21 protein-coding genes are annotated in these 24,321 nt (G+C 45.2%); 9 read left to right on the top strand and 12 right to left on the bottom strand.

What is annotated here, in order from left to right; all coding sequences use genetic code 11:
* The 4 genes from ubiB to rmuC form a co-directional block, all read right to left on the bottom strand.
* Entirely contained in the window at positions 1-1,635 is a 1,635-nt protein-coding gene (ubiB, locus tag AC3CID_RS00375) for a ubiquinone biosynthesis regulatory protein kinase UbiB (RefSeq protein ID WP_428783970.1), read from the bottom strand.
* Positions 1,632-2,237, bottom strand: coding sequence for a ubiquinone biosynthesis accessory factor UbiJ (locus AC3CID_RS00370; RefSeq protein ID WP_102332587.1), 606 nt, complete (start codon positions 2,235-2,237; stop codon positions 1,632-1,634). The genes ubiB and AC3CID_RS00370 overlap by 4 nt, the downstream gene beginning before the upstream one ends.
* 97 nt (positions 2,238-2,334) lie before the next feature.
* Positions 2,335-3,114, bottom strand: a complete 780-nt coding sequence (ubiE, locus tag AC3CID_RS00365; RefSeq protein ID WP_026012235.1) for a bifunctional demethylmenaquinone methyltransferase/2-methoxy-6-polyprenyl-1,4-benzoquinol methylase UbiE — start codon at positions 3,112-3,114, stop codon at positions 2,335-2,337.
* A 65-nt stretch (positions 3,115-3,179) separates the two neighbouring features.
* Positions 3,180-4,712: a DNA recombination protein RmuC gene (gene rmuC, locus AC3CID_RS00360; protein WP_488518324.1), complete on the bottom strand. Its 1,533-nt coding sequence runs from the start codon at positions 4,710-4,712 to the stop codon at positions 3,180-3,182.
* 138 nt (positions 4,713-4,850) lie between these two features.
* Between rmuC and AC3CID_RS00355 the strand changes: the two genes are divergently transcribed.
* Positions 4,851-5,744 carry a DMT family transporter gene (locus AC3CID_RS00355; RefSeq protein WP_280532664.1) on the top strand — a complete coding sequence of 298 codons (894 nt, stop codon included), beginning with the start codon at positions 4,851-4,853 and terminating at the stop codon, positions 5,742-5,744.
* Between the two features lie 168 nt (positions 5,745-5,912).
* Here the strand turns inward: AC3CID_RS00355 and AC3CID_RS00350 are convergent, their stop codons facing one another.
* The 3 genes from AC3CID_RS00350 to ftnA all read right to left on the bottom strand — a co-directional run bounded on the left by AC3CID_RS00350 (position 5,913) and on the right by ftnA (position 8,269).
* Positions 5,913-7,106 carry a BaiN/RdsA family NAD(P)/FAD-dependent oxidoreductase gene (locus AC3CID_RS00350; RefSeq protein WP_488526766.1) on the bottom strand — a complete coding sequence of 398 codons (1,194 nt, stop codon included), beginning with the start codon at positions 7,104-7,106 and terminating at the stop codon, positions 5,913-5,915.
* A 243-nt stretch (positions 7,107-7,349) separates the two neighbouring features.
* A complete protein-coding gene (gene uspB, locus AC3CID_RS00345; protein ID WP_004735557.1) occupies positions 7,350-7,673 on the bottom strand; it encodes a universal stress protein UspB in 324 nt (107 codons plus the stop codon).
* A gap of 68 nt (positions 7,674-7,741) precedes the next feature.
* Entirely contained in the window at positions 7,742-8,269 is a 528-nt protein-coding gene (gene ftnA, locus AC3CID_RS00340) for a non-heme ferritin (protein ID WP_004735556.1), read from the bottom strand.
* 189 nt (positions 8,270-8,458) lie between these two features.
* Here ftnA and uspA point away from each other — a divergent pair, with 189 nt between their 5' ends.
* Entirely contained in the window at positions 8,459-8,893 is a 435-nt protein-coding gene (gene uspA, locus AC3CID_RS00335; RefSeq protein ID WP_004735555.1) for a universal stress protein UspA, read from the top strand.
* Between the two features lie 52 nt (positions 8,894-8,945).
* Entirely contained in the window at positions 8,946-9,824 is an 879-nt protein-coding gene (locus AC3CID_RS00330; protein ID WP_004735554.1) for a carboxylate/amino acid/amine transporter, read from the top strand.
* Between the two features lie 147 nt (positions 9,825-9,971).
* On the opposite strand, the gene AC3CID_RS00325 is transcribed toward AC3CID_RS00330, so the two are convergent.
* From AC3CID_RS00325 to AC3CID_RS00315, 3 genes are all read right to left on the bottom strand, one after another.
* On the bottom strand, positions 9,972-10,547 hold the full coding sequence (locus AC3CID_RS00325) for a hypothetical protein (protein ID WP_488526765.1): 576 nt from the start codon (positions 10,545-10,547) through the stop codon (positions 9,972-9,974).
* Positions 10,548-10,688: 141 nt separating this feature from the next.
* Complete coding sequence (locus tag AC3CID_RS00320; RefSeq protein ID WP_488526764.1) at positions 10,689-11,468, bottom strand: class I SAM-dependent methyltransferase; 780 nt, start codon at positions 11,466-11,468, stop codon at positions 10,689-10,691.
* A 112-nt stretch (positions 11,469-11,580) separates the two neighbouring features.
* Complete coding sequence (locus tag AC3CID_RS00315; protein ID WP_488527262.1) at positions 11,581-14,703, bottom strand: EAL domain-containing protein; 3,123 nt, start codon at positions 14,701-14,703, stop codon at positions 11,581-11,583.
* Between the two features lie 126 nt (positions 14,704-14,829).
* Between AC3CID_RS00315 and asnC the strand changes: the two genes are divergently transcribed.
* Positions 14,830-15,294 (top strand): transcriptional regulator AsnC, encoded by a 465-nt coding sequence (asnC, locus tag AC3CID_RS00310; RefSeq protein WP_004735550.1) that lies wholly within the window; start codon positions 14,830-14,832, stop codon positions 15,292-15,294.
* Between the two features lie 150 nt (positions 15,295-15,444).
* Here asnC and prlC read toward each other — a convergent pair whose 3' ends face one another.
* Positions 15,445-17,487, bottom strand: coding sequence for an oligopeptidase A (gene prlC / locus AC3CID_RS00305; RefSeq protein ID WP_488526763.1), 2,043 nt, complete (start codon positions 17,485-17,487; stop codon positions 15,445-15,447).
* A 278-nt stretch (positions 17,488-17,765) separates the two neighbouring features.
* Here prlC and AC3CID_RS00300 point away from each other — a divergent pair, with 278 nt between their 5' ends.
* The 5 genes from AC3CID_RS00300 (at position 17,766) to AC3CID_RS00280 (ending at position 22,761) form a co-directional block, all read left to right on the top strand.
* The gene (locus tag AC3CID_RS00300; protein WP_029222664.1) at positions 17,766-18,620 is read left to right on the top strand and encodes a 23S rRNA (adenine(2030)-N(6))-methyltransferase RlmJ; all 855 of its coding nucleotides are present in this window, start codon (positions 17,766-17,768) and stop codon (positions 18,618-18,620) included.
* Positions 18,621-18,808: 188 nt separating this feature from the next.
* On the top strand, positions 18,809-20,164 hold the full coding sequence (gorA, locus tag AC3CID_RS00295) for a glutathione-disulfide reductase (protein WP_054548012.1): 1,356 nt from the start codon (positions 18,809-18,811) through the stop codon (positions 20,162-20,164).
* Positions 20,165-20,347: 183 nt separating this feature from the next.
* Positions 20,348-21,664: a serine/threonine-protein kinase gene (locus AC3CID_RS00290; RefSeq protein ID WP_171313171.1), complete on the top strand. Its 1,317-nt coding sequence runs from the start codon at positions 20,348-20,350 to the stop codon at positions 21,662-21,664.
* A 2-nt stretch (positions 21,665-21,666) separates the two neighbouring features.
* Complete coding sequence (locus AC3CID_RS00285; RefSeq protein WP_428785937.1) at positions 21,667-22,260, top strand: ECF-type sigma factor; 594 nt, start codon at positions 21,667-21,669, stop codon at positions 22,258-22,260.
* Between the two features lie 249 nt (positions 22,261-22,509).
* Positions 22,510-22,761, top strand: a complete 252-nt coding sequence (locus AC3CID_RS00280) for a DUF6482 family protein (protein WP_171313169.1) — start codon at positions 22,510-22,512, stop codon at positions 22,759-22,761.
* A gap of 89 nt (positions 22,762-22,850) precedes the next feature.
* On the opposite strand, the gene AC3CID_RS00275 is transcribed toward AC3CID_RS00280, so the two are convergent.
* On the bottom strand, positions 22,851-24,092 hold the full coding sequence (locus AC3CID_RS00275) for an NADH:ubiquinone reductase (Na(+)-transporting) subunit B (RefSeq protein WP_488526762.1): 1,242 nt from the start codon (positions 24,090-24,092) through the stop codon (positions 22,851-22,853).
* Positions 24,093-24,321: the final 229 nt, after the last annotated feature.

Below are 24,321 nucleotides of genomic sequence, written 5' to 3'. Positions count from 1 at the left end.
CTAACGACGGTAAGCTCGCCAACTTAGCAGCCAAAATGTGACACCTGCGATGCCACAGCCCATAGATAGCTGCTCATAAGGGCTTGAAACTAATATTGCGGAGCATACGACTAAAGTAGCTCCAACGCCAAACAAAAACTTTCCTGTTGCTTGCTGACGCTTACTATCTCGGTAACCTTGATAAAGCTGATCCACTCTGTGGTTCATGGCTTTACCTTGGCGCAAGCTGTCATAAAGTAGCTCTGGCAGCTCTGGCAGTTTTTCTGCCCAGAATGGCGCTCGCTCTTTTACTGCGTTAATCACAGCTTGCGGCCCCACCTGATTCATCATCCAGGTTTCAAGGAAAGGCTTCGCCGTTGCCCACAAATCAAGTTGCGGATACAACTGACGGCCTAGGCCTTCGACATACAACAAGGTCTTTTGAAGAAGCACCAACTGAGGTTGAACCTCCATGTTGAAACGTCTTGCTGTATTAAATAAGTTTAGCAACACATGGCCAAATGAGATCTCGCCAAGTGGTTTTGCAAAAATTGGCTCACACACCATGCGAATCGCGAACTCGAAATCGTTAACGTTGGTGTCGTGTGGCACCCAACCTGAATCGACATGTAGCTCTGCAACTTTACGATAATCTCGATTAAAGAAAGCCAGTAAATTCTCTGCTAAGTAGCGCTTATCTTCACTGTTTAGCGTGCCGACAATGCCACAATCTAAGCCAATCCACTGAGGGTTTTCTGGATTTTCAGGGTTAACGAATACGTTGCCTGGGTGCATATCCGCATGGAAAAAGCTGTCTCGGAATACTTGGGTAAAGAATACCGTCACGCCACGTTCAGCCAGCAATTTCATGTTGGTGCCGTTAGCTTCCAATGTCGCGATATCCGATACTTGAATACCGTAGATTCGCTCTGACACCATCAAGCTTTCACTGCTTAAATCAGAGATAACCTCTGGAACATACAGCTCTTCGCTGCCTTCAAAATTACGTCGTAGCTGAATGGCATTTGCCGCCTCACGGCGCAGGTCCAGTTCATCGATTAGCGTTTTTTCGTACTCATGAACGACTTCAACAGGTTTCAAACGACGTGCTTCAGGAAGAGACTTAGCGACTATACGCGCCATTCGGTGCATCAGTTTTAGATCTGCATCAATCACCGGGCGAATATCAGGTCGAATTACCTTCAGAACAATCTCGCGGCCGCTCTCTTTTAGCTTTGCAGTATGCACCTGAGCAATAGAAGCAGAAGCCAATGGCTCGATATCAAAGTCGGTAAACCAGTTATCTAGACTGCCACCCAGTGCCTTTTCCATGTCTTGCTTGGCCAGTTGACCATCAAATGGCGCCACTTGGTCTTGCAATAAAGCCAATTGATCAGCGATATGAGGAGGAAATAGGTCACGACGCGTTGACATCATTTGACCAAACTTGATCCACACAGGCCCTAACTCTTGCAAAGCGAGACGCAAGCGCTGACCCAATTCTTTATCTTGATGCTTGTTCTTGAGCCAAAACAGAGACTTTCTCGCTAACAATGGGGCTTTAGTCAAATGGTGCTCAGGCATCAATTCATCAAGGCCGTACTCTAACTGTACCTTGATAATATGATAAAGACGTTTCAGTTCTGTTGGGGTCATGCTTTCTCCAACAGAGCGTTCAACTTAGCTTCAAGGCGAGCTACCGAGCTTTTTACGTCATCAACCTGATCGCAAAAATGCACTACTTCTAACGGAGCCGGTGCAATCTTCCACTCTTCTGTCAGAATCTGAGCAACATGGTTTTGATGCTTAGTTGCTTGCTTCGCCACAAAACCACCGACGTTTTTAACGCCTTGTACCACGGTATGCGCAACCACATCGCCCGTTACGCGCGATAGCCACTCTTCTAAGTCCGGCTTGCAGTCTGTCATCAGCTGAGCAAATTTCTGAGCCAGTTGAATATCACCCTCTAAGATCAGCTTATCTTGCTTGATCAGCTTGGTGATGTTCGATTGCTCACGCAGTTCAGGCAGTACCGATAGGTTCAAAGATAGGTAGCAATCAGGCTGCCCTTCGTATTCCGACAACACATCGATCTGTTGGCTGAAAACGAAAGTGAGTGTTTTATTCAACTCTTTCAAATTAACTTGAATGATCTGCCCCTTTAAACGAGACAAACGACGAACCAAGGCTGGATCATCGTTCACGAAAGTATTTAAAGAGGTTTCAATAACCGCGGTTACCAATGGATCAAATGGCATGACTGTCCTTACCTTTGAAAACGGATAAGCCTTAACCTATCCGTTCTGTCTTTATTCTTATTTTTAGCACGCCCTACGAGCCTGCTACCAAGTTCGACTAGAACTTGTAACCACGGTGCAGCGCAACAATGCCGCCCGTTAGGTTGAAGTATTTCGTATTTTCAAAACCCGCTTCTTGCATCATGCCTTCCAAGGTTTCTTGGTTCGGGTGCATGCGGATAGATTCTGCTAGGTAACGATAGCTGTCTGCGTCGTTGGCAATCAGCTCACCCATTTTTGGCAACAGGTGGAAAGAGTAGGCATCGTAAACCTTTGAAAGAGGCTCAAGTACTGGCTTAGAAAACTCAAGAACCAACAGACGACCGCCCGGCTTCAGCACACGGTACATTGAACGCAGCGCTTGGTCTTTGTCGGTAACATTACGCAGACAGAAGCTGATGGTAATGCAATCGAAGTAGTTATCTGGGAAAGGCAACTCTTCAGCATTGGCTTGAACGTAATGTACGTTGCCAACAATACCGCTATCACGCAGTTTATCGCGGCCAACATTCAGCATTGAGTTGTTGATATCAGCAAGAACCACGTGGCCTTTTTCACCCACGATACGCGAGAATTTCGCAGTCAGGTCGCCAGTACCACCACCAAGATCTAGGATACGTTGACCCGGGCGAACGCCACTGCAATCAATCGTGAATCGCTTCCACAAGCGGTGAACACCACCCGACATTAAGTCATTCATGATGTCGTATTTAGCGGCTACAGAGTGAAATACCTCTGCTACTTTCGCGACTTTTTCGTCTTTTGCGACTGTTTCGAAACCAAAGTGTGTGGTTTCTGACTCTACTGCTGAATTTGTCTGCACGCTTGTGTCCATAATGCTGTTATCTACCATGGTAAGTTCTCATCGACAGCACACTCTCTATTTAGAGGCACTGCGGCCGATTAGTTTACTTTATCCTCAGTAGGTTGTCTTTCTACTAAAGAGACATTTTCTGAAAAAGCCTCATTTTGCGCCATTTCAGCTATCCCAATCGAGATCGACTTTTTCACTTCAACACCAAGGTGTTTGAAGCTTTCAGCCTGACGAATCACATTGCCACGCCCAGTCACTAGCTTATTCATTGCTCCTTGGTAGCTTTGGTTGGCTCTATCTAATGAACTGCCGAGACCTTCCATATCATCAACGAACAGGCGTAATTTGTCGTAAAGCTTGCTTGCGCGTTCAGCGATAACTTGCGCGTTCTGGTTCTGTCTGTCATTACGCCACAGGTTATCAATGGTGCGCAGTGCCACCAGCAGGGTCGTAGGACTGACCAAGATAATGTTTTGCTCCATCGCATCTTTGACCAAGCTAGGGTCGGCTTGAATCGCCACCTGAAACGCAGGCTCTACCGGAATAAACATCAACACATAATCCAAGCTCTGAATGCCTTTAAGCTGATGATAATCTTTCTGGCTTAACCCTTTGATGTGCGCTCGCAGCGACACCAAGTGATCACGCAATGCAGCATCACGTTGTTGATCAGTTTCAGCATTGAAGTAACGCTCAAACGCCACCAAAGCCATTTTTGAATCCACCACCACTTGCTTGTCTTGTGGCAGATGCACAATCACATCCGGCTGGTAACGCTTGCCCGCATCGTTTTGCAGGTTCACTTGAGTTTGATATTCATGGCCTTCGCGCAGCCCTGATTCTGCCAGAACCCGTGCCAGTACTACTTCGCCCCAGTTACCCTGCTGTTTGTTATCGCCCTTTAGTGCTTGAGTCAGATTCACCGCTTCACGAGTCATGCTCTCATTAAGACGTTGCAGGTTTTTAAGCTCATGAACTAAGGTATGACGCTCTTTGGCTTCTTGGCTAAAGCTGTCGTTCACTTGTTTCTTGAAGCCTTCTAGTTGCTCTTTCAGCGGCGACAACAAACCCTCTAAGCTTTGCTTGTTTTGTTGATCGACCTTAGCGGTTTTGCTCTCAAACAGTTGATTCGCTAACAGTTCAAACTGCTGCTTAAGTCGATATTCTGCTTGTTCTAGCAGTTGCAGCTTTTCACTATTGGCGAGGTTTTCTTGGTCATGTCTTGCCTCTTGCTCTCTAAGCTCAGCCTCTAACTCAGACTTATGCTCCTTAAGAACATTGATATCATCGGCATACTGTTGGCGCTCTTGCTTGACCGCCTCAAAGTAGCGCAGCTTTTCCATCGCGGCCATCACCTTGCCGTGCGCTTGCTTGAGCTCGAATGCCGCTTTGTCTCGGTCATCATCCAACTCATTGAGCTCTTGTTGTGCCTCTGCGAGCGAGGATTTGAGCTGGGATTGTTGAGACTCATGCAGCAAACGGTCGGACTCTAGCTGCTGTTCAAGAAGTCGCTGTTGAAAAGAGAACTTCTGTTTGATCCACCAACCCACCACACCGCCACTGACGAGCGCGCCAGAAATTGCAGCAATAAGCGGTGCTTGATGTTCGATAATCCATTGCATGATAATGATTTAGCCTAATTGGAAGTAACTCATTAAATGGTATTTTGATACTGGATAAATGTCCAGTTTGCCGTATTAAATTTCGACAGATAGACTAGGCGCTCCGTATTCTGTCCCATCAAATTAGAATGAGTTGCTATGAACGAACGTCGTGCCTTGGGCTTTGGCCTTTCCGCGGTATTACTGTGGTCAACAGTTGCTACTGCTTTTAAGCTGACCCTTGCTGAGTTTTCGCCGATTCAAATGCTGACCATTGCCAGCATAGTGTCATCGATAGCACTGATCGCCATCTGCGCCTTTCAAGGCAAGCTTTCTCAGCTGAGCACTACGTTTCTTTCAAACCCTTGGTATTACCTACTGCTCGGCCTGGTCAATCCACTGGCCTACTACCTGATTCTATTCAAAGCATACGACCTATTGCCAGCATCTCAAGCTCAGGCCATCAACTACAGTTGGGCAATTACGCTAACCTTGATGGCGGCGGTTTTTCTGGGGCAAAAGATTCGTAAGCAAGATTGGATTGCTTGTACCTTCAGTTATGCAGGTGTGGTGGTCATTGCCACCAAAGGCGATGTGCTAGGAATGCAGTTCGATAGTCCACTCGGTGTGGCTCTGGCATTACTTTCAACCTTGCTTTGGGCGGGATACTGGATTCTAAACACCAAAAACAAGGCTGACCCTGTGATTGGCGTATTGCTTGGTTTCTTAGTCGCATTGCCCTTCGCGATCGGTTTAACCCTTTACGAAGGCGAGAGCTTTAGCCAAATCACAGCGAAAGGTTGGATGGCCGTGACTTATGTTGGCCTGTTCGAGATGGGTATTACCTTTGTCTTGTGGCTCTCGGCATTAAAACTGACCAACAACACAGCGCGTATCAGCAATCTGATTTTTGCCTCACCGTTTATCTCGTTGATGCTACTTTCCACGATTATCGGCGAAGAGATTCACCCAGCGACACTGTTTGGCTTGGTACTGATCATTGCCGGCTTGGTGATTCAACAGGTCAAGTTTTCAAAAAACAAACCTGCGTGACTGAGTAAATGAGTAAATGAGTAAATGAGCCAAAAGATTCGATTGAGCACGAAAAGCTATCGATAAATTCGAATCTAGAGCTAGATTACCGCTTATAGATACAAAAATGGCGAGTCATATGACTCGCCATTTTTATGTAATTTAAAATCTAATGGATAAGCTCAAAGCTTAAATCCACTGGCCTGCTGCAAAGCCAGAGCTCCAACACCATTGGAAGTTGTAGCCTCCTAACCAACCTGTTACGTCCATGACTTCACCGATGAAGTAAAGGCCAGAGACCGTCTTACATTCCATCGTTTTTGAAGATAGGTGATTGGTGTCTACACCGCCTAGAGTCACTTCGGCCGTTCGATAACCTTCAGTGCCATTTGGCGCAATTTTCCAGTTCTCTAGATGCTCTACAATGTCATTCAGCTGTTTTTCATTGAACTGCTTGAGCGGCTTGTCTTCCAGCTCTTTGCGGTCAATCAACACTTCCACAAAACGCTTTGGTAATGCTTTCGCCAAGGTGTTTTTCAGGCTCTGATTTGGGTGTTTCTCACGAGAGTTTTCAAGTAGTTCAGCAACGTCCACTTCTGGTACTAGATTAATCGAAACCGATTGACCCGCTTTCCAGAACGAAGAAATTTGCAATACCGAAGGGCCAGATAGGCCGCGGTGAGTAAACAGCAACGCTTCTTTGAATAAGGTGCCGTCTTGCGCGGTGATCTCGGCAGGAATCGCGATTCCTGAAAGCTCAGCAAAGGCTTCTTTGTCTTCTTTATGCAGAGTAAATGGCACCAAACCCGCAGTAGTCGGCATCACAGACAAGCCAAACTGCTCGGCAATCTTATAGCCAAATGGCGTCGCGCCTAGTTTCGGCATCGATAAACCGCCCGTCGCCACGACAAGCGAGTCACACTCAACTTCGTCGGTATTAAGGTGCATCTTAAAGCCAGCGTCTGTTTTTTCGATGGAGTGAACATCACAACGGTAGCGCTGTTCAACTTTCGCCTGCTTACACTCTTCAAGCAACATGCTCACGATGTCTTTTGCAGTATGGTCATTCACACAGAACAATTGGCCGTGGTCTCGCTCTTCGAACTCAATACCGTACTTGCTCACCATCGAGATAAAATCCCAGTTGGTGTATTGAGATAAGGCTGACTTCACGAAGTGAGGGTTGTTACATAGGAAGTTGTTGGCTGAAACATCATAGTTAGTGAAGTTACAACGGCCGCCACCTGAGATTAAAATTTTTCTGCCTGGTTTCTTTGCATGATCAACCACCAGCACTCGTCGGCCACGTTTACCCGCTTCCGCAGCACACATTAAGCCCGCGGCGCCCGCACCAATTACGATTACATCAAACTTTTCACTCATTGGGGTTCTGCTTTCTTCACTTTTGCACCTCGAGTACGCCCTGTTCTCGAAATGCCATCAATAAAAAAGGATGTGCATAAACAGCACATCCTTACTAATTGCTCGCTATTCTAGCGGCAATTTTAAACTTTGCAATTGATGTTCAATTGTACAATTTGCAGACAGCAGCAAAGCACTACTTGGCTTAGCGAACCAACAACCGAAGCTTTACACCAAAACTCTACTTCACACGTACTAAATAACTTAGACGATAAAAGAAGACAGCAAGGTTACACCCAACAGAGCGGAAGAAAGTATAAACAACTGTCTTACGCGATCACACTTCGACATAAACACTTCGTCGTGATGATGGTGATACTCTTTGCTTTTGATGTAACTAAACAAGCGAACCTGTTTGGTCATATTGCCATGAGTTGTGAAGAATCCACCTCCGTCTACTTGTTGATAAAGTAGAGGATGTGCTTCTCGCATTATATAAATGAGTGTTCTTAGCGCAGTAAAATATCGCGCCCAGTTCACGCAAGTCACAACCATTAGTGCAAATAGAATAGTGTCGCCGCTGATCATCCTTTCCTCCCTACATCTTCATAAGAAAACTCAAAAGAAAAAGATAATCAGTGTCTTTCCCGTACTACCTAAACGGCAGGAGCTTCCATAATTGAAGATGAACCATCTTTTGCCAATTGCGCTAGGTCTTTATCAATAAAGAACAGTGCTTTACCGTCTTCACCAACAAGCTCTAGCTTATCCAATACACCTTTAAACAACTTCTCTTCTTCGTGTTGCTCTGCAACGTACCATTGCAGGAAGTTAAAGGTTGAGTAATCTTGTGTGCTGAAAGCAACGTGAGCCAGTTTGTTGATCTTTTGAGTAATCATCTGCTCATGTTCATAAGTTTCACGGAACACTGCACCAAGGCTATCAAATTCATGTTTTGGCGCTTCAATCGCACCTAGAATTGGCATTGCACCTGTTTCACTTACGTAAGTGAAAAGACGCTGCATATGTTCCATTTCTTCTACTGCATGAACACGCAGAAACTCTGCTGCACCTTCAAATCCTTTGTCTTCACACCAAGCACTCATTTGTAAGTATAGATTGGATGAGAAAAATTCTAGGTTAATTTGATCATTCAGTTGCTCAACCATAGTTTTTGACAGCATTTAAGACTCCTAATTACATCCTCAATTTTCTCTACTATATCACTATTTAATGAATATCTCGCAGGCCATTAGTTAACCAATATTTCGAGCTGTCATTACGCAAGACAGTGGATATGAGATCACTTCAGCAAAAAAAGCCATCGCATAGTGCTAATCTTAAATCAGACAATGAATAAAGGAGGTAGCGATATGAGTTACAAACATATTTTGGTCGCGGTCGATTTATCAGAAGACAGCAAATTAATTGTGGATAAAGCGGTAGCATTGGCTAAGCCATTGGAAGCCAAAGTCTCTTTTATCCATATCGATATTAACTACGCAGAGCTGTATACCGGCCTGATTGATATCAACATGGCAGAAACCCAACATAACGCGATGGAAGCATCTCGAGTTCAGCTGCAAAATTTTGCTGAGCATGCTCAATACCCAATCACCCATACCTTAGTGGGCAGTGGCGATTTGAGTCATGAGCTGTGTGACACCATCAACGAGTTCAATGTTGATTTGGTGGTTTGTGGTCACCATCAAGACTTCTGGAGCAAGCTACTTTCTTCAACACGACAACTGATCAACGCCTCTCCGGTTGATATGCTGGTCGTGCCTCTAAGAGATTCAGAAGACTAATGAATTAAGGTTAGGTAACATACAGCTCATATCTTATTAACGAAGTTTTACTATGAGCTATTTAGCTGGTGTTACCCTCCTATGGGCCTTCTCCTTTAGCCTGATCGGCGTTTACCTTGCTGGTCAGGTTGATGCTTGGTTCTCTGTACTGATGCGTGTTGCCCTTGCAGGTATCGTGTTTCTTCCTTTCCTTAAGTTCCGTGGCGTCTCGCGTAAGCTGATCGCTAAATTGATGGCCATTGGTGGCATCCAGCTTGGCTTAATGTACTGCTTCTACTATCAGTCTTTCTTGCTGCTATCCGTCCCTGAAGTCCTTTTGTTTACCGTTTTTACCCCAATTTACGTCACGCTTATTTATGATTTCCTCAAAGGGCAATTCTCTCCGTGGTACTTAGTGACTGCGGCAATTGCGGTATTGGGCGCGGTATTCATTAAATTTGCGGGCATCAATGAGAACTTTTTAGTTGGCTTCCTCGTCGTGCAAGGCGCGAACCTGTGCTTTGCTATCGGTCAGGTGAGTTACAAGGTGGTGATGGAGAAGGAATCGACTGAATTACCTCAGCGAACCGTATTTGGTTACTTCTACTTGGGGGCGTTATGCGTCGCTTCCGTTGCTTTCATGCTACTGGGCAATCCAGAGAAGCTGCCAACCACCACTCTTCAATGGGGAATCCTTATCTACCTTGGCTTGATTGCTTCGGGGCTGGGTTACTTTATGTGGAATAAAGGCGCGTGCATGGTCAATGCTGGCGCACTGGCTGTGATGAACAATGTCTTAGTTCCAGCTGGCCTTGTGGTGAACATCCTGATTTGGAACAGAGATGTCGATTTGGTTCGATTGTCTATTGGTGGTGCCGTTATCTTGTTCTCTTTGTTCGTCAATGAGACGTGGGTGAAGAAGCGTGTTGCGAGAGATGCTAGCAATGCCTAGCGCGTTAAGCTAACAAGCTGTATTTAACTAATAAGCTTTGTTTGACTAGCAAGATTCTTATTTAAAATAATACCCAGAAAGCAAAAGAGCGACCGTAGGTCGCTCTTTTTAAATCATCTGTGTAGCAATAAGCTCTTCGAATTAACTTCAGTGGATGTGATTGTGGCTCACCACCTGAGTCTTGCTTTCAGTGAAGGCAACGTCATCAAGTTGTAGGTTGATGCGTTCAAAATCACTTTCCAGTTTTTGGCTTTTCTTGAACAGCTTTTGCTGTTTCTTAATCATCTTCGCTAGCTTTTTGTTGTACTTCTCTTGTTTCTTCGCCGCTTTCTTCGCTTGTTTGAGTTCAGCTTTCTCATCGCCGCTCGCCTTCGCCATCAATTTTTTCAGCTTGGCTTTTTTCAACGCGACTTTATCCGCTTTTTCTACGATAGCAGGATCAAAGATTTGTACAACTGGCTCAGCACTGTCCATGACTTCGATAAGAGAGACTTCTGGAGTTGGCAATGTTTCGGCAAGTAGACCACACGCGACTTTTTCTTCAACGGGTTTATTCTGACAATCAATCGGTGGGATTGCTGTTGGTTTGCACAGGTTCGCTTGATCCGCCGAAGAACGCGCACAAGAACGACACACAAACTTAGGTTGGGTAACCAAGCTGTGGATCTCGCCTAGGTGTTCAGTGATATCTCGACGGTTTAACTTACAAAAGCGTTTAGCCATGCTACAACTCCAGCTAAGAATAATAATGATTCTTAGTTAGATATACATCCGTAACGCGACTATCGCAAGTGTTAAATGGCAATTTATCGTATTTATGACGGGAAACTTTCTTAGCGTGTCTCTAAGTTATTGATGCTTCAATTAAGTCATTGATGCTTTCACATACACATCAAAACGGTTCTTTTTGGTTTCGATCGCCATGCTTGGTTTTTGCTCATCTAACCATGCTGCGTAATCCGGTCTTTTGACCACAACTCGCTTAGATGCGAGTTTAAGGGCGGGTTGCAATAAAGCATCAGCATCCATATCGGCACCCACCAATGATTGGAATACACGCATCTCTTTCTTAACCAACGCCGATTTCTTCTTGTTCTCAGGATGCGGGTACATTGGGTCTAGGTAGACCACATCAGGCTGTTCGAAATTTGGATCGTTGCTGAGTTTATCTAACGCATCGTGACTTGAAGCATGAATCAACTTCATACGTTCAGTTACCCAACCACCGATGTCAGGGTCTTGCTGAGCTCGCTGCAAGCCATCATCGAGCAGTGCTGCCACAACAGGGTGACGCTCGACCATCTGTACTTTACAGCCCAACGACGCCAACACAAACGCATCACGTCCTAGACCAGCGGTACCATCGAGGATAGTTGGCGTTGCACCTTTTTTTAAACCTGCCGCTTTAGCAATCGCCTGACCTTTACCACCGCCAAACTTACGTCTGTGACCGACTGCGCCTCCCACTAAATCAACAAAAATAGCGCCAAGCTTAGGCTCATCGACTTTACGTAGCTCAAGTCGCTCGCAAGTCAGTACCAAAGCAAAATCGCTGTTTTCATCATGAGATAAATTCCAACGGGTCGCTAAGTCATTTAGATGATCGATTTGGGTAGCATCTTCGCAAATCAGTTGTAGTTGCAAGGTCGTCTCCAACAGACAGTAGTATTCAAAACAAAAGAGGCAACCAGTTTACCTGATTGCCTCAACAATACATATTAGCGGTGAAAAGTATTCCCGGCTAAAGTCGGCTTACCTAAACCAATGGCTCTGTCTCTCGTTCTTGTCTTAACTCTTCAACGAGCTCCGCGAGTGGCTTAGGTCGGCCTATGATGTAGCCTTGCGCGTAGTTCACACCCAGTTCGATCAGCTTATCGATGATCTGGGTATTTTCAACGAACTCAGCCACGGTGTGCTTGCCCATCTGCTTGGCGAGATCATTGATCGAGCGAACCATCACATGGTCCATCTCGTTGACATCAATATCACGCACAAACAAGCCATCGATCTTCACAATGTCGACCGGCAGTTTCTTCAGGTAGCCAAACGACGATAATCCAGAGCCAAAATCATCCAGTGCAATCATACAGCCAAGCTCTTTGATGCGAGTGAAGAACTTGATCGCCTGCTTCATGTTACTCATCGCAGCCGTTTCGGTGATCTCTAAACAGATTTTATGGCACGGTATCGACGAGTCTCTCAAGCTCTCAATCAAGAATTCGACAAATTCTCGATTACCCATCGAATGACCAGAAAGGTTGATTGAACACATCCCTAGTTCCTCAATAACCTCAGGGCGTTGCTCCAACCAACTCAAGGTTTGACTGACAACTTGGCGGTCAATCAAATGCGCTATGTTATAGCGCTCTGAGGCTGGCATGAAAATCCCCGGAGAGATGTATTCACCGTGGATATTCTTGATGCGAACCAAGATTTCAAAGTGCATTTTCTCGCTGTCTTTGTCTAAACCAAGAATGCGCTGAGCAAACAACTCTAAGCGATCGTTAGCCAAAGCCTCATGCACTAGATTCACGCATTCCATCTCTAGGTGACGACGACGCAGGTCTTCATCATCTTGATGGTAAAGGTTGTAACGGTTACGCCCTTCCTCTTTAGCAGCATGACAAGCAGCATCGGCCTGAGCATGTACCATCTGTGGTGTGGCCGCAGTATGGTCAATTAATCGGATACCAATAGAGCTGGTAAGATTAAGGCGAATATCACCCCACAAGAATGGGTTCTCGCTCATCGTCGAGATAATACTGCGACACACATTCACCGCATCTCGCTCAGTACAGTCTTTCATTAATACTGCAAATTCGTCACCACCCATTCGCGCTAACACGGCATTGTATGGCAGAACCTCTTCCAGCAGCTTAGCACTAAACATGATTGCGGCATCTCCCGCTTCATGCCCCGCCGTATCGTTCAAGACCTTAAGTTGGTCTAAATCCAAGAACAACATCGCGTGAGTTCGCATGTGGCTCTCAACCTCTTTGAGCGCCTTTTGCAGCTCTTGCTCAAAGTGGTTACGGTTAAACGTGTCCGTCAGCAAGTCATAACGAGCTTGATATTCTAGCTTTTCAGACAACTCACGAGTTTCGGTAATGTCTTCTCCAACAATCAACAGCTGATCAGACTCAACCAGCGGGCGAATATTTTCACGAATCCAGATTGTGCTGCCATTAGCATGGCGATATTCAATATCACGACGCCATACGCCACGAATCTTATGTTGTGGCTGCAATAAGATATGACGCGGGATCATTGAGTTTTCATCGACATAGAACTCTCTAGGACGATGACCTAATAGCTGGTCTAGCGGGTAACCTAGTAACTGCTCAGCAAACTGGTTCACTTGTTGAATGCGATTATTGCCATCGAGCGTAATCATCATCACGGGTTGTTTGTCGTAATACAGCTTGAGATTCGCTTCACGCTGGAACAACTTATTCTCCGCGAGCTTACCCGAGGTAACATCACGAGCTTCAAATAAGAACTGAACATCATCCTCTTCACTGCCCGGCATAGGCTTTAAAGAGATATCCAACACCATCGCACCACGATCACGACACCACACCTCAGCTTCAAATCGCAAAATCTGGTGTTCATCGCTCGAGATAAAGTATTCTTTCAGTTCTTGCCTTGCTGAGTCTTCCCAGTGTTGATGGCTTTGAAGAGGTGTTCCCAATTTATAGCCTTGGTTGTAAAGCAGCTCATGCAGTTTGCTGTTACTCGACAGCAATACACCGCCCTTATCAATGATTCCCATGAACTGCAGGCTTTGGTCGAATATCGACTCCAATAACAGTTGGCTTTGTCGGCTGGTACGCTCACTTTTCTTAAGGCGATTGAGGTAATACACCAAGGTCGCGATGACACACGACATAACCAAAAACAGTAAACCTATGGTGCGAATCTCATCTCGGTAGCGCACTAAAAATGACTTAGGCTTGTTGAGAAAAGTCACCGCCGCTTCATTCTCTGCGCCCAAATCCCATCGTGATATTTGTTGGTAATCAAGTTTGATTTCTGGCGCGCCAGCAACCACTTGGGGCAGCGGTTTATCCGGATTAGCGAGCACATTCAGTAGCACTCGCCCAGTGTCTCGTCCTTGCGTTTCTCCACTGTGGATCACGCCACCAATCGCACCAAACCCAAGTCCTAAATCATGCACAATATACAATGGCATCTGAGTTTTTTTGTTGAGCTGACGCCAGTCTTCTTTGCTGCTGACACGACCATTGATGTCGCGGTAGTAGGCCCAGAACAACAAGCTTTTAGTTAGATCAGCGCGTTGCGCGAACGTCATCAGTTCTTGATAAGAATCAGGCGTATATTGCTCCACCAGCCCAGAAAACTCAGGACGTTTTTGTAAGAAGAGAGCCACTTGAGCGCGAATAGCTTCACCCGTTACCGAGTGGTCAGTAACCACATAAACTTTTTTAACCGTCGATTGAAGTCGATTGATCAGCTCAATATTGCTCGCCATATCAATATCTTCAGTGATACCGGTTGCGTGCAAGCCTTCAATCATTTGCGGAGAGAAATTGTTGATGCCACCAAAAATAACGGGCGTGCCATTGAGTTCGGGCGCTAAGCGTTTCATCAGGTTGAGGGCGTTATTATCACTGACGACTACAGCGGCAAACTCTTCATGCGACAGCTTGGTGCGGTATAGCTGATAAATTCGCTCTAAGTATTCAGCGTTTTGAGTTCGCTTGGTATCGAGATAAACAACCCGGTAAGACAACCCATCTCGATCGAGTTCTTCAGCCAACCCTTTATGGAAATCATCCGTCCAAAAAAAACCTTGATGATAAGAGTGAATAACCAACACATCTTTTGCCTGAGCTGAAGCAAAAACACTCCAACACATCACAATAAAAAATAACGAAAATCGCACTGAATTCACCCTAACCCTATAGTTACTGCTAATATTATCACCCTTGGCTATGATGTGTACTCAAGCCGGTATGTTTTTCATTCAATCTAAGGATTATGCATGTCCACAACTACAGCTCGTCTAGATGATCTAGACCGTGCCATTCTCAAAACTTTGATGGAAGATGCACGTACTCCTTATGCTGAAATGGCAAAGCAGTTCGATGTCAGCCCTGCGACGATTCACGTTCGCATCGAAAAGATGAGATCAGCAGACATTATTGAGCGAACAGAAGTTGTGGTAAACACCAAAAAGCTAGGTTACGACGTATGCTGCTTTATTGGTATTAACCTTAACGCAGCCCGCGACTACCACTCGGCCATTGCGAAGCTGAATGCTTTAGATGAAGTAGTCGAGGCGTACTACACCACCGGTGCTTACAATATTTTTGTAAAGCTGATGTGTAAGTCGATCGAAGAGCTGCAGTTCGTACTGATTGATAAATTGCAGGCGATTGACGAGGTTCAGTCGACAGAGACACTAATTTCGCTGCAAAACCCTATCAATCGCAATGTGAATCCCTAGCTCACATACGAACTAGATTCTTTGGGGTGTCCCAAAAAGAAAAGGCTGAACGCAATGTTCAGCCTTTAATCTATCTAGCTTATGTCGTCTCGAATCTAAGCTCTGTTACCTAATATAAGCTATGCAGCTAGCAATAAGGTAATCACAAACCTAAGCTTGAATACCCGCATGACGCAGCATCGCGTCGATTTGAGGCTCACGACCACGGAAGCGTTTGAACAGCTCCATTGGCTCTTCACTGCCACCCATCTCAAGGATGTTGTTCAGGAAGCGATTACCCGTTTCAGTATTGAAGATACCTTCTTCTTCAAATGCAGAGAACGCATCTGCAGACAATACTTCTGCCCACAGGTAGCTGTAATAGCCTGCACTGTAGCCACCAGCAAAGATGTGACCAAAGCTGTGCGAGAAACGGTTCCAATCAAGACTTGGCAGTACCGATACCTTAGACTTCACATCCGCTAGTGTTTCTAGTACGCGAGCACCGACTTCTGGATCGTATTCTGTGTGTAGCGTGAAATCGAACAAGCCAAGCTCTAGCTGACGTAGGATAAACATCGCAGATTGGAAGTTCTTCGCTGCTAGCATCTTTTCTAGCATCTCTTTAGGTAACGCTTCACCGGTTTCGAAGTGACCAGAGATAAACGACAGCGCCTCCTCTTCCCAACACCAGTTTTCGAGGAACTGACTTGGTAGCTCAACCGCGTCCCAAGGCACGCCATTGATACCAGAAACCGCACCCGCATCAACTTGCGTTAACATATGGTGGATACCGTGGCCGAATTCGTGGAATAAGGTAACCACTTCATCGTGCGTAAATAGCGCAGGCTTATCACCGACTGGCTTGTTGAAGTTACACGTTAGGTAAGCAACAGGCGTTTGTAACTCACCAGATTGAGTAATGCGACGACCGCGACAGTCATCCATCCAAGCGCCGCCACGTTTGTGCTCACGTGCGTATAGATCTAGGTAGAAGCTACCGCGTAATGTGCCTGTCGCATCAAAGATGTCGAAGAAGCGCACTGAATCATGCCATGTATCCACGCCTTCACGCTCTGTTACCGACATACCAAACACACGGTTTAGTACTTCGAACAAACCAGAAACCGCGTTCGACTCAGGGAAGTATGGACGAAGCTCTTCATCAGAGATCTCGAACAAGTTCTGTTTTTGTTTCTCGCTGTAGTAAGCGATATCCCACAGGTTTAGCTCAGAGACGCCAAACTCTTTCTCAGCAAACTGACGTAGCTCTTCTACTTCGCGCTCACCTTGTGGTTTGGCTTTTACTGCTAGGTCGTTAAGGAAACCAAGTACTTGGTCTGGCGTTTCTGCCATCTTCGTCGACAGAGATTTTTCGCTGTAAGTGCTAAAGCCAAGCATGCGTGCTATCTCATGACGCAGCTTAAGTTGCTCTGTGATGATCTCAGTGTTGTCCCACTTACCTGCGTTTGGACCACGATCTGAAGCGCGCGTTACATAGGCTTCGTAAAGCTCTTTACGCAAATCTTGGTTATCACAGTAGGTCATCACAGGTAGGTATGATGGGATATCCAGAGTCAGTAGGTAACCTTCTTGCTCTTTAGCTTCTGCCGCGGCTTGCGCTGCCGCCAGTGCTGATTCAGGCATACCGGCCAGTTCAGCTACGTCTGTGATCTGCTTGCTCCAACCCATGGTTGCATCAAGCACGTTATTTGAGAATTGAGAACCTAGCTCAGACTGACGCTTGCTGATCTCGCCGTAGCGATGCTGCTCGTCTGCGGGTAAGCCAATGCCTGACAATTCAAAGTCACGCAGTGCGTCAGTAATGGTTTTTTGTTGAGCTCGATTTAATGCCGAGAATGCTTCGCTTGCCTTGATCGCTTTGTACGCTTCGAACAAACCTTTGTGTTGGCCAACCCAAGTACCGTATTCAGAAAGTACCGGCAGGCAGCTCTCATAAGCGTCACGCAGCTCATCGCTGTTCATCACAGAATTCATATGGCTTACTGGTGACCAAATGCGGCCTAGACGATCATCCACTTCATCAATCGGAGCAACGAGGTTGTCCCAGCTTGGTGAAGTATTACCTTCAAGTACTTGTTCTATCTTGTTGCGACACTCTTCAATCACTTGCTCAACCGCAGGCTTAACGTGCTCAGGCTTGATTTGTGAAAACGGAGGTAAGTCCGTGAAGGTTAATAGCGGATTAGACATATAAACATTCCTTTGGCTTTGGAGACTTTCGTCTTTCTATAATGAGGTCGTCTTACAGTCATCAGGCTCAGGAGCGCCCTAAAAAATCACCTGCGAATAGTTATTAAATAGTGGCCATGAAGGCAAATTTCAATAGTAGAACCAATAACTAACTGCATATAGCTAGCGACTGCTTCTGAATTGTTCGAGAATTTATAGCTCATTGAGGGTTATAATGGTCAGATTAACCCTACCTACACTAACCACACTCTAAAACGAGAGTGTTACGAGAGTTTAATTTGTTAAGTTATCGCCACAGCTTCCACGCAGGCAACCATGCCGACGTAGTAAAGCATATCGTACAGAGCCTTATTCTTAATTCTTTGAAACAAAAGGATAAGCCTTTTGTTTATCATGACACTCACTCTGGTGTAGGTCGTTACGACTTAACGCATGAATGGTCTGAAAAAACGGGCGAATACAAACAAGGTATTGCACGCCTATGGTCTGCAAGTGAAGCGGGCCAACAAGATCTTCCTGAAGACATTCAAAGCTACCTTGAGTCTATCTCTGCACTCAACAATGGCGAAAAACTGCGTTTCTATCCAGGTTCACCACGTGTTGCACGTGCACACCTGCGTGATCAAGACCGCATGGTATTAACCGAACTTCACCCTGCAGACCACCCTTTGCTTGAGCAAGAGTTCCACCGCGATCGTCAGGTGTCTATCTATAAAGAAGATGGCTTCCAACGCTTAAAAGGCAGCCTGCCACCAAAAGAGCGTCGTGGTTTGGTACTGATCGATCCGCCTTACGAGCTGGCAAAAGAGTATCGTGATGTTGTGACTGCGATTGCTCAAAGCCATAAGCGCTGGGCAACCGGTATCTACGCAATTTGGTACCCAGTGGTAAACCGCTGTGATATCGAAGACATGATCGAAGGACTTGAAGGCTTAGGCATCAACAAGATTCTGCAAATCGAACTTGGCGTATCACCAGACACCAACGAGCGTGGCATGACAGCATCAGGCATGATTGTGATCAACCCGCCTTGGAAGCTAGAAAGCCAAATGAACGAAATTCTTCCATTCTTGAAGGAAGCAATTGCGCCGGCAACCGGTCACTTCAAAGTAGAGTGGATCGTACCCGAGTAATCTCAAACTCGATGGCATAGGTTGAAGGTTCTTCAATAGACTGTGACATACACGAATAAATTTCAAACAGGGAGATTGAGTTCAACCAATCTGCCCTCAATATAATAATTAGACAATTTAAGAATCTATAGGACGTAGGTATCCAGTGTTCTCACTGTGACTACAGCCTTCAATAAATGGAGAAAGTAATGGCGACTCATTTTGATTACATCTGTATCGGTGGCGGTTCAGGCGGCATCGCATCAGCTAACCGCGCAGCAATGCACGGTGCAAAAGTTGCACTTATCGAAGCTCAAGACCTTGGTGGTACTTGTGTAAACGTTGGTTGTGTTCCTAAAAAAGTGATGTGGCACGGCGCTCAGGTTGCTGAAGCGATCAACCTATATTCAGAAGACTACGGCTTCGACGTTGAAGTAAAAGGCTTCAACTGGGGCAAGCTGGTTGAAAACCGCCAAGCGTACATTGGACGTATCCACGAATCTTACGATCGCGTTTTGGGTAACAACAAAATAAACGTAATCAAAGGCTTTGCTAAGTTTGTCGATGAGAAGACTGTTGAAGTTAACGGTGAGCACTACACAGCTGATCACATTCTGATCGCAGTGGGTGGTCGTCCAACTATTCCAAACATCCCTGGCGCAGAGCACGGTATCGACTCAAACGGCTTCTTCGACCTGATGGAGCAACCAAAGCGTGTTGCGGTTATCGGCGCAGGCTACATCGCGGTAGAAATCGCAGGCGTATTAAGTGCACTTGGCACAGAAACACACCTGTTCTGTCGTAAAGAGTCACCACTTCGTAGCTTTGACCCAATGATCATCGAAACATTGGTTGAAGTAATGGAAGCGGAAGGCCCAACACTTCACACGCATTCTGTACCTAAAGAAGTTGTGAAAGAAGCGGACGGTACTCTGACTCTGCACCTAGAGAACGGCAACACTCAAAACGTTGACCACCTAATTTGGGCTATCGGCCGCCACCCAGCGACTGACGCTATCAACCTAGCATCAACGGGTGTTGCAACCAACGACCGCGGCTACATCAAGGTAGATGAGTTCCAAACGACAAATGTTCCTGGCATCTACTGTGTTGGCGACATCATGGAAGGCGGCATCGAACTAACACCTGTCGCGGTTAAAGCCGGTCGTCAGCTTTCTGAGCGCCTATTCAACGGCAAAACGAACGCTAAGATGGACTACGAGCTAGTGCCTACTGTTGTATTCAGCCACCCACCTATCGGCACGATCGGTCTAACGACTCAAGAAGCTGAAGAGAAGTACGGCAAAGACAACATCAAGGTTTACACATCTGGCTTCACTGCAATGTACACAGCAGTAACCAAGCACCGTCAACCTTGTAAGATGAAGCTTGTCTGTGCTGGTGAAGAAGAGACAGTAGTCGGCCTGCACGGCATCGGCTTCACTGTTGATGAAATGCTTCAAGGCTTCGGCGTTGCAATGAAGATGGGCGCAACCAAAGCAGACTTCGACTCTGTTGTGGCTATCCACCCAACAGGCAGCGAAGAATTTGTAACGATGCGTTAATCGCAAATCATAAGATTGAAGAGAGAAGCAGGCTTAGGCCTGCTTTTTATTAACCAGCTTGAACAAAAAAAGAACGCACAACGCACTGATATATAAAAAATTATAAAAGATTGTCAAATCTCAGCAAAATATATTGTTCGTACTTATAGAATCCCGTTCATAGTAATTCTTGAACAAGTGATAATGTCAGTAGCCAACACCCGCATCACCGATCTTTTTTATCAATTATTGGATCTATCTGAGGCAGAAAAAACAAAATACCTAAAAGAATTAAAAGCACACCAAGTCGATCTATATGACAAAATTTATCCCTTTATCTGCACCTCAGAGCTAGAGCCTATTACACATATATTTGGTGTAGGCGCCCTCCAAGCTACAAACAAAAAAGCGAATTTTTCTGATACATACATTGATAAGTACCACCTGTCTTACGAAATAGGTCGTGGAGGTATTGGTGTTGTCTATGCGGCGACTCGAGTGGACAAGACATTTCATCAAAACCTTGCCATAAAACTCATTCAGCCAACACTGTCTCACCTCATAGATAAAGAATACTTATTTCATGAAGCCCAAGCACTTGCGACGTTGAACCATCCATATATAACCAAAGTGATGGATGGAGGGACGCATGAAGGTTCTGTTTATATTGTAATGGAACACATAAAAGGGTGTACCCTCAATGAATACCTTGCTACGTATTCACTGAATAAAACAAAGAAGCTCAGTCTATTTTTAAAAATATGCGCTGCTATCTCACACGCACACAAACACCAAGTTCTGCATACCGATTTAAAGCCAGAAAATATATTAATCGATTGTGAAGGTCACCCGAAGATACTCGACTTTAATTTAATGAGAGGAATCAATGACCAATTGTCTGCTTACCCAATCACAATCAATGCCTACAGCCATGACTACGCTAGCCCAGAGCAAATCAACGGAAGTCCACCCACTGTCCAATGTGATATTTACGCTCTAGGAAAGATCTTAACTTTCATGTTTCCTAAACTACCGATAAGTCAGGGTGACCTTCGCTGCATAATTCAAAAGGCAACACGACGCCACGCCTTACTGCGCTATTCGAGTACCAATGAACTTTACAACGACATTAAGCAGATAATCGCTTGCCGCCCAATCACAGCATATCAAGACCAACCATTCTATTCTGCTCTGAAGCTATGCCAACGCCGTCCGGTTCAATGTGCTTTGTCTACCGTGCTTATTTGGTGTGGTGTAGGTTTCTACACTCCTTTGATCAAAAAAAGCCAGCAACTTCAAATAGAAAAGCGCGCTTCTGAAAGGGTCACAAAGCAATTTGTCCGAACACTGTCTCTAATAAAAGAAAGCCCTAAATCAAAAGCATCGATCAATACAGTACTTAAACATACCCATAAAGCTGTTTTAGGCGATCCTGGTATACCAACAAAAACAAAGAAGAAATTGTTACGGATAATTTCCCCACGAACAATTAGGGCCGAATCAACAAAAGGAAACTGCTAACCATGAGTAGCCAACTGACTGATATAGAATCCATTGTGAGCGATTGGAAAGCAGGACATAAAGAAGCAGAACAAAAACTCTATCATTTCGCTTACTCACACCTTTACACACTCGCCCAACAGGAGCGAAAACGGAGTACAACCAAGCATGAACAAAGCTGTTGGGTATCTTGGAATAGTATCAACAATACAACGGCTTTGGTTCACGATGCCTACCTCAAGCTCTCTTCTGCTGACACTCAATCAATAAAAAACACTCGCGATTTTTTATTGCTGGCAACAAAAATAATGCGACAGATACTCATTGATAATGCTCGACGTCAACAGGCACAAAAACGCCAACAACCTGCATCTATTAACCATCCAGAACAAGTGAATTTTGAGAAACTAATCATTATGGATCAAGTGGTTGAAAATTTTACATTGAATTACCCAAGACAATCGAAAGCATTCAAGCTGAAATACCTCATGGGCCTTCAAACTCAAGAAATTAGCCAACTTCTAACCTGCAGTGATAGCTTAATTGAAAAAGACTTAAAATTTTCTCGCTTCTGGTTAACGAAAAAAATAAACACACATCACAACCCAATTTATTGAAATTAAATTTACGATATTTCGCTTTAATTTCGCATCTTGTGAGATGAAGATAATATGTGTTGACGAAATTATTCAAGGCTTCGGCGTTACAACAAAAATCAATTGACCTCGTGGTTGATTCGATTGCCACTAGATAAACCAGAAGCTGTGCTTCTGGTTTTTTTCATTTTTACCCCAAATGAACCTTCAAACAACCATCAACGTAGATACAAAAACGAAGACCTATCTAGAACAGTAATGGAGTTTGTAATGAATCTACTAATTGAATCATTTGAAGGCGGGATCTACTTGGCTTACCAAATCATTGGCGAGCACAAGCAATTGATCAAAGACAACCACCAGCACCCAATGAAGTTTTTGAGCGTCAATCAGGCGCGTGACCACTTTAGTGACCAAGGTGTAGCATCGGCGACGCTTATCCATAACAGCGCTTATGATGAAATGTGCGGCGAGCATTGTGGCAACACACAACCGTTCGAGATTGATTTGAAGTGGAGTTAAATCAACTTCAAATCAATCGTGATAAAAATTGAAAGGCTTGCATCGATGCAAGCCTTTCTTATTGGGAGTAACTTCTCTCTACACTCAAATCAACGCGATGTTCGTTGTTGCCTACGTTTAATGTTTTGCTCTTTGACAATAAAGTCGAACAGTGGAGCGAACAGGTTGGCGAACAAGATGGCTAGCATGATGCCCTCTGGATAAGCAGGATTAAGCACTCGAATACCTACCGTCATAACACCGATAAGAATCCCGTAAGCCCATTTACTGTTATTGGTGAAGGCTGCTGATACAGGGTCGGTCGCCATAAAGAACGTACCAAAGGCGACACCTCCCAAAACAAAATGCCAATAGAAGGGCATCGAAAACATAGAATTGGTTTCGGATCCGATCCAGTTCATCAAACTAGAAGTCACCACAAGGCCAATAATGACTCCAGCAACAATACGCCAAGAAGCTATATTCATAAAAATGAGAATCAAACCAGTCAGCATAATCAACAGTGAAGAAACCTCACCCATCGACCCCGGAATATTACCGACAAATGCATCCATCCAGGTGATCGCCTCGCCAGTCATATTGTTGATTAGCGAAGTACTACCACCTTCATACCATTGACTGAGCGGCGTCGCGCCTGAATAGCCGTCAGCTGCCACCCATACTAAGCCTCCCGACATGTTGGCCGGATAGGCAAAGTAGAGAAACGCACGACCTGCAAGTGCGGGGTTGAGGAAATTGCGACCGGTTCCGCCGAACAACTCTTTGGCGACAACAATACCAAAAGTGATACCTAATGCGGCTTGCCATAACGGAATGGTTGGCGGGAGGATTAGTGCAAACAACACCGAGCTAACAAAGAAGCCTTCATTAACTTCGTGCTTACGAACGACTGCAAACAAGACCTCCCAGAAGCCACCCACAACAAACACGGTGGCATAAACAGGCAGAAAATAGAGTGCACCAAGCAGCATCTGGCTACCCCAACCGCTTGCCATCAATGATTGTGCATCCCCAAATGCCCACGACAAGCGCCAACTACTCTCAATCAGAGAGGCGAGTTCATTCAATTGATAACTGAATGTTAGCGCCGAAACACTCTGATGCCCGACGTTGTACATTCCCCAGAACATGGCTGGGAAGGTCGCTAACCACACTAGAATCATGATGCGCTTGAGATCGATGCTATCTCTAACGTGGGTCAGGCCTCGGTTTACGGTGCCAGGCGTGTAAAATATCGTCGCGAACGCCTCGTACACTGGGTAGAGCTTTTCGTACTTACCACCCGCTTCGAATTGAGGGGATACGCCCTCTAACCACTTATTCAATTTCATATCTTTATAACCTCATTTATGTGAGTCAATGGCAATACGAAACAAATAAGGTTAGAGAGCAATTTGCATAGTCCACCTTCATAAAGCGAACCTTTAACCAACTATTTCCCATGAGTCTCTGAGAAATAATCAAGAACCAAACTTTGGGGAGAAGATCACACATCATTTTTCCCTGAACATTTCTCAAAAATGCGACTCGTTAGCTCATTTTTTCATATGCAATTGATAA

The organism is Vibrio sp. QJM3NY_21, assembly GCF_057785975.1.
Note: the sequence above shows the minus strand (reverse complement) of the source record. Positions and strands in the feature narration are given on the sequence as shown.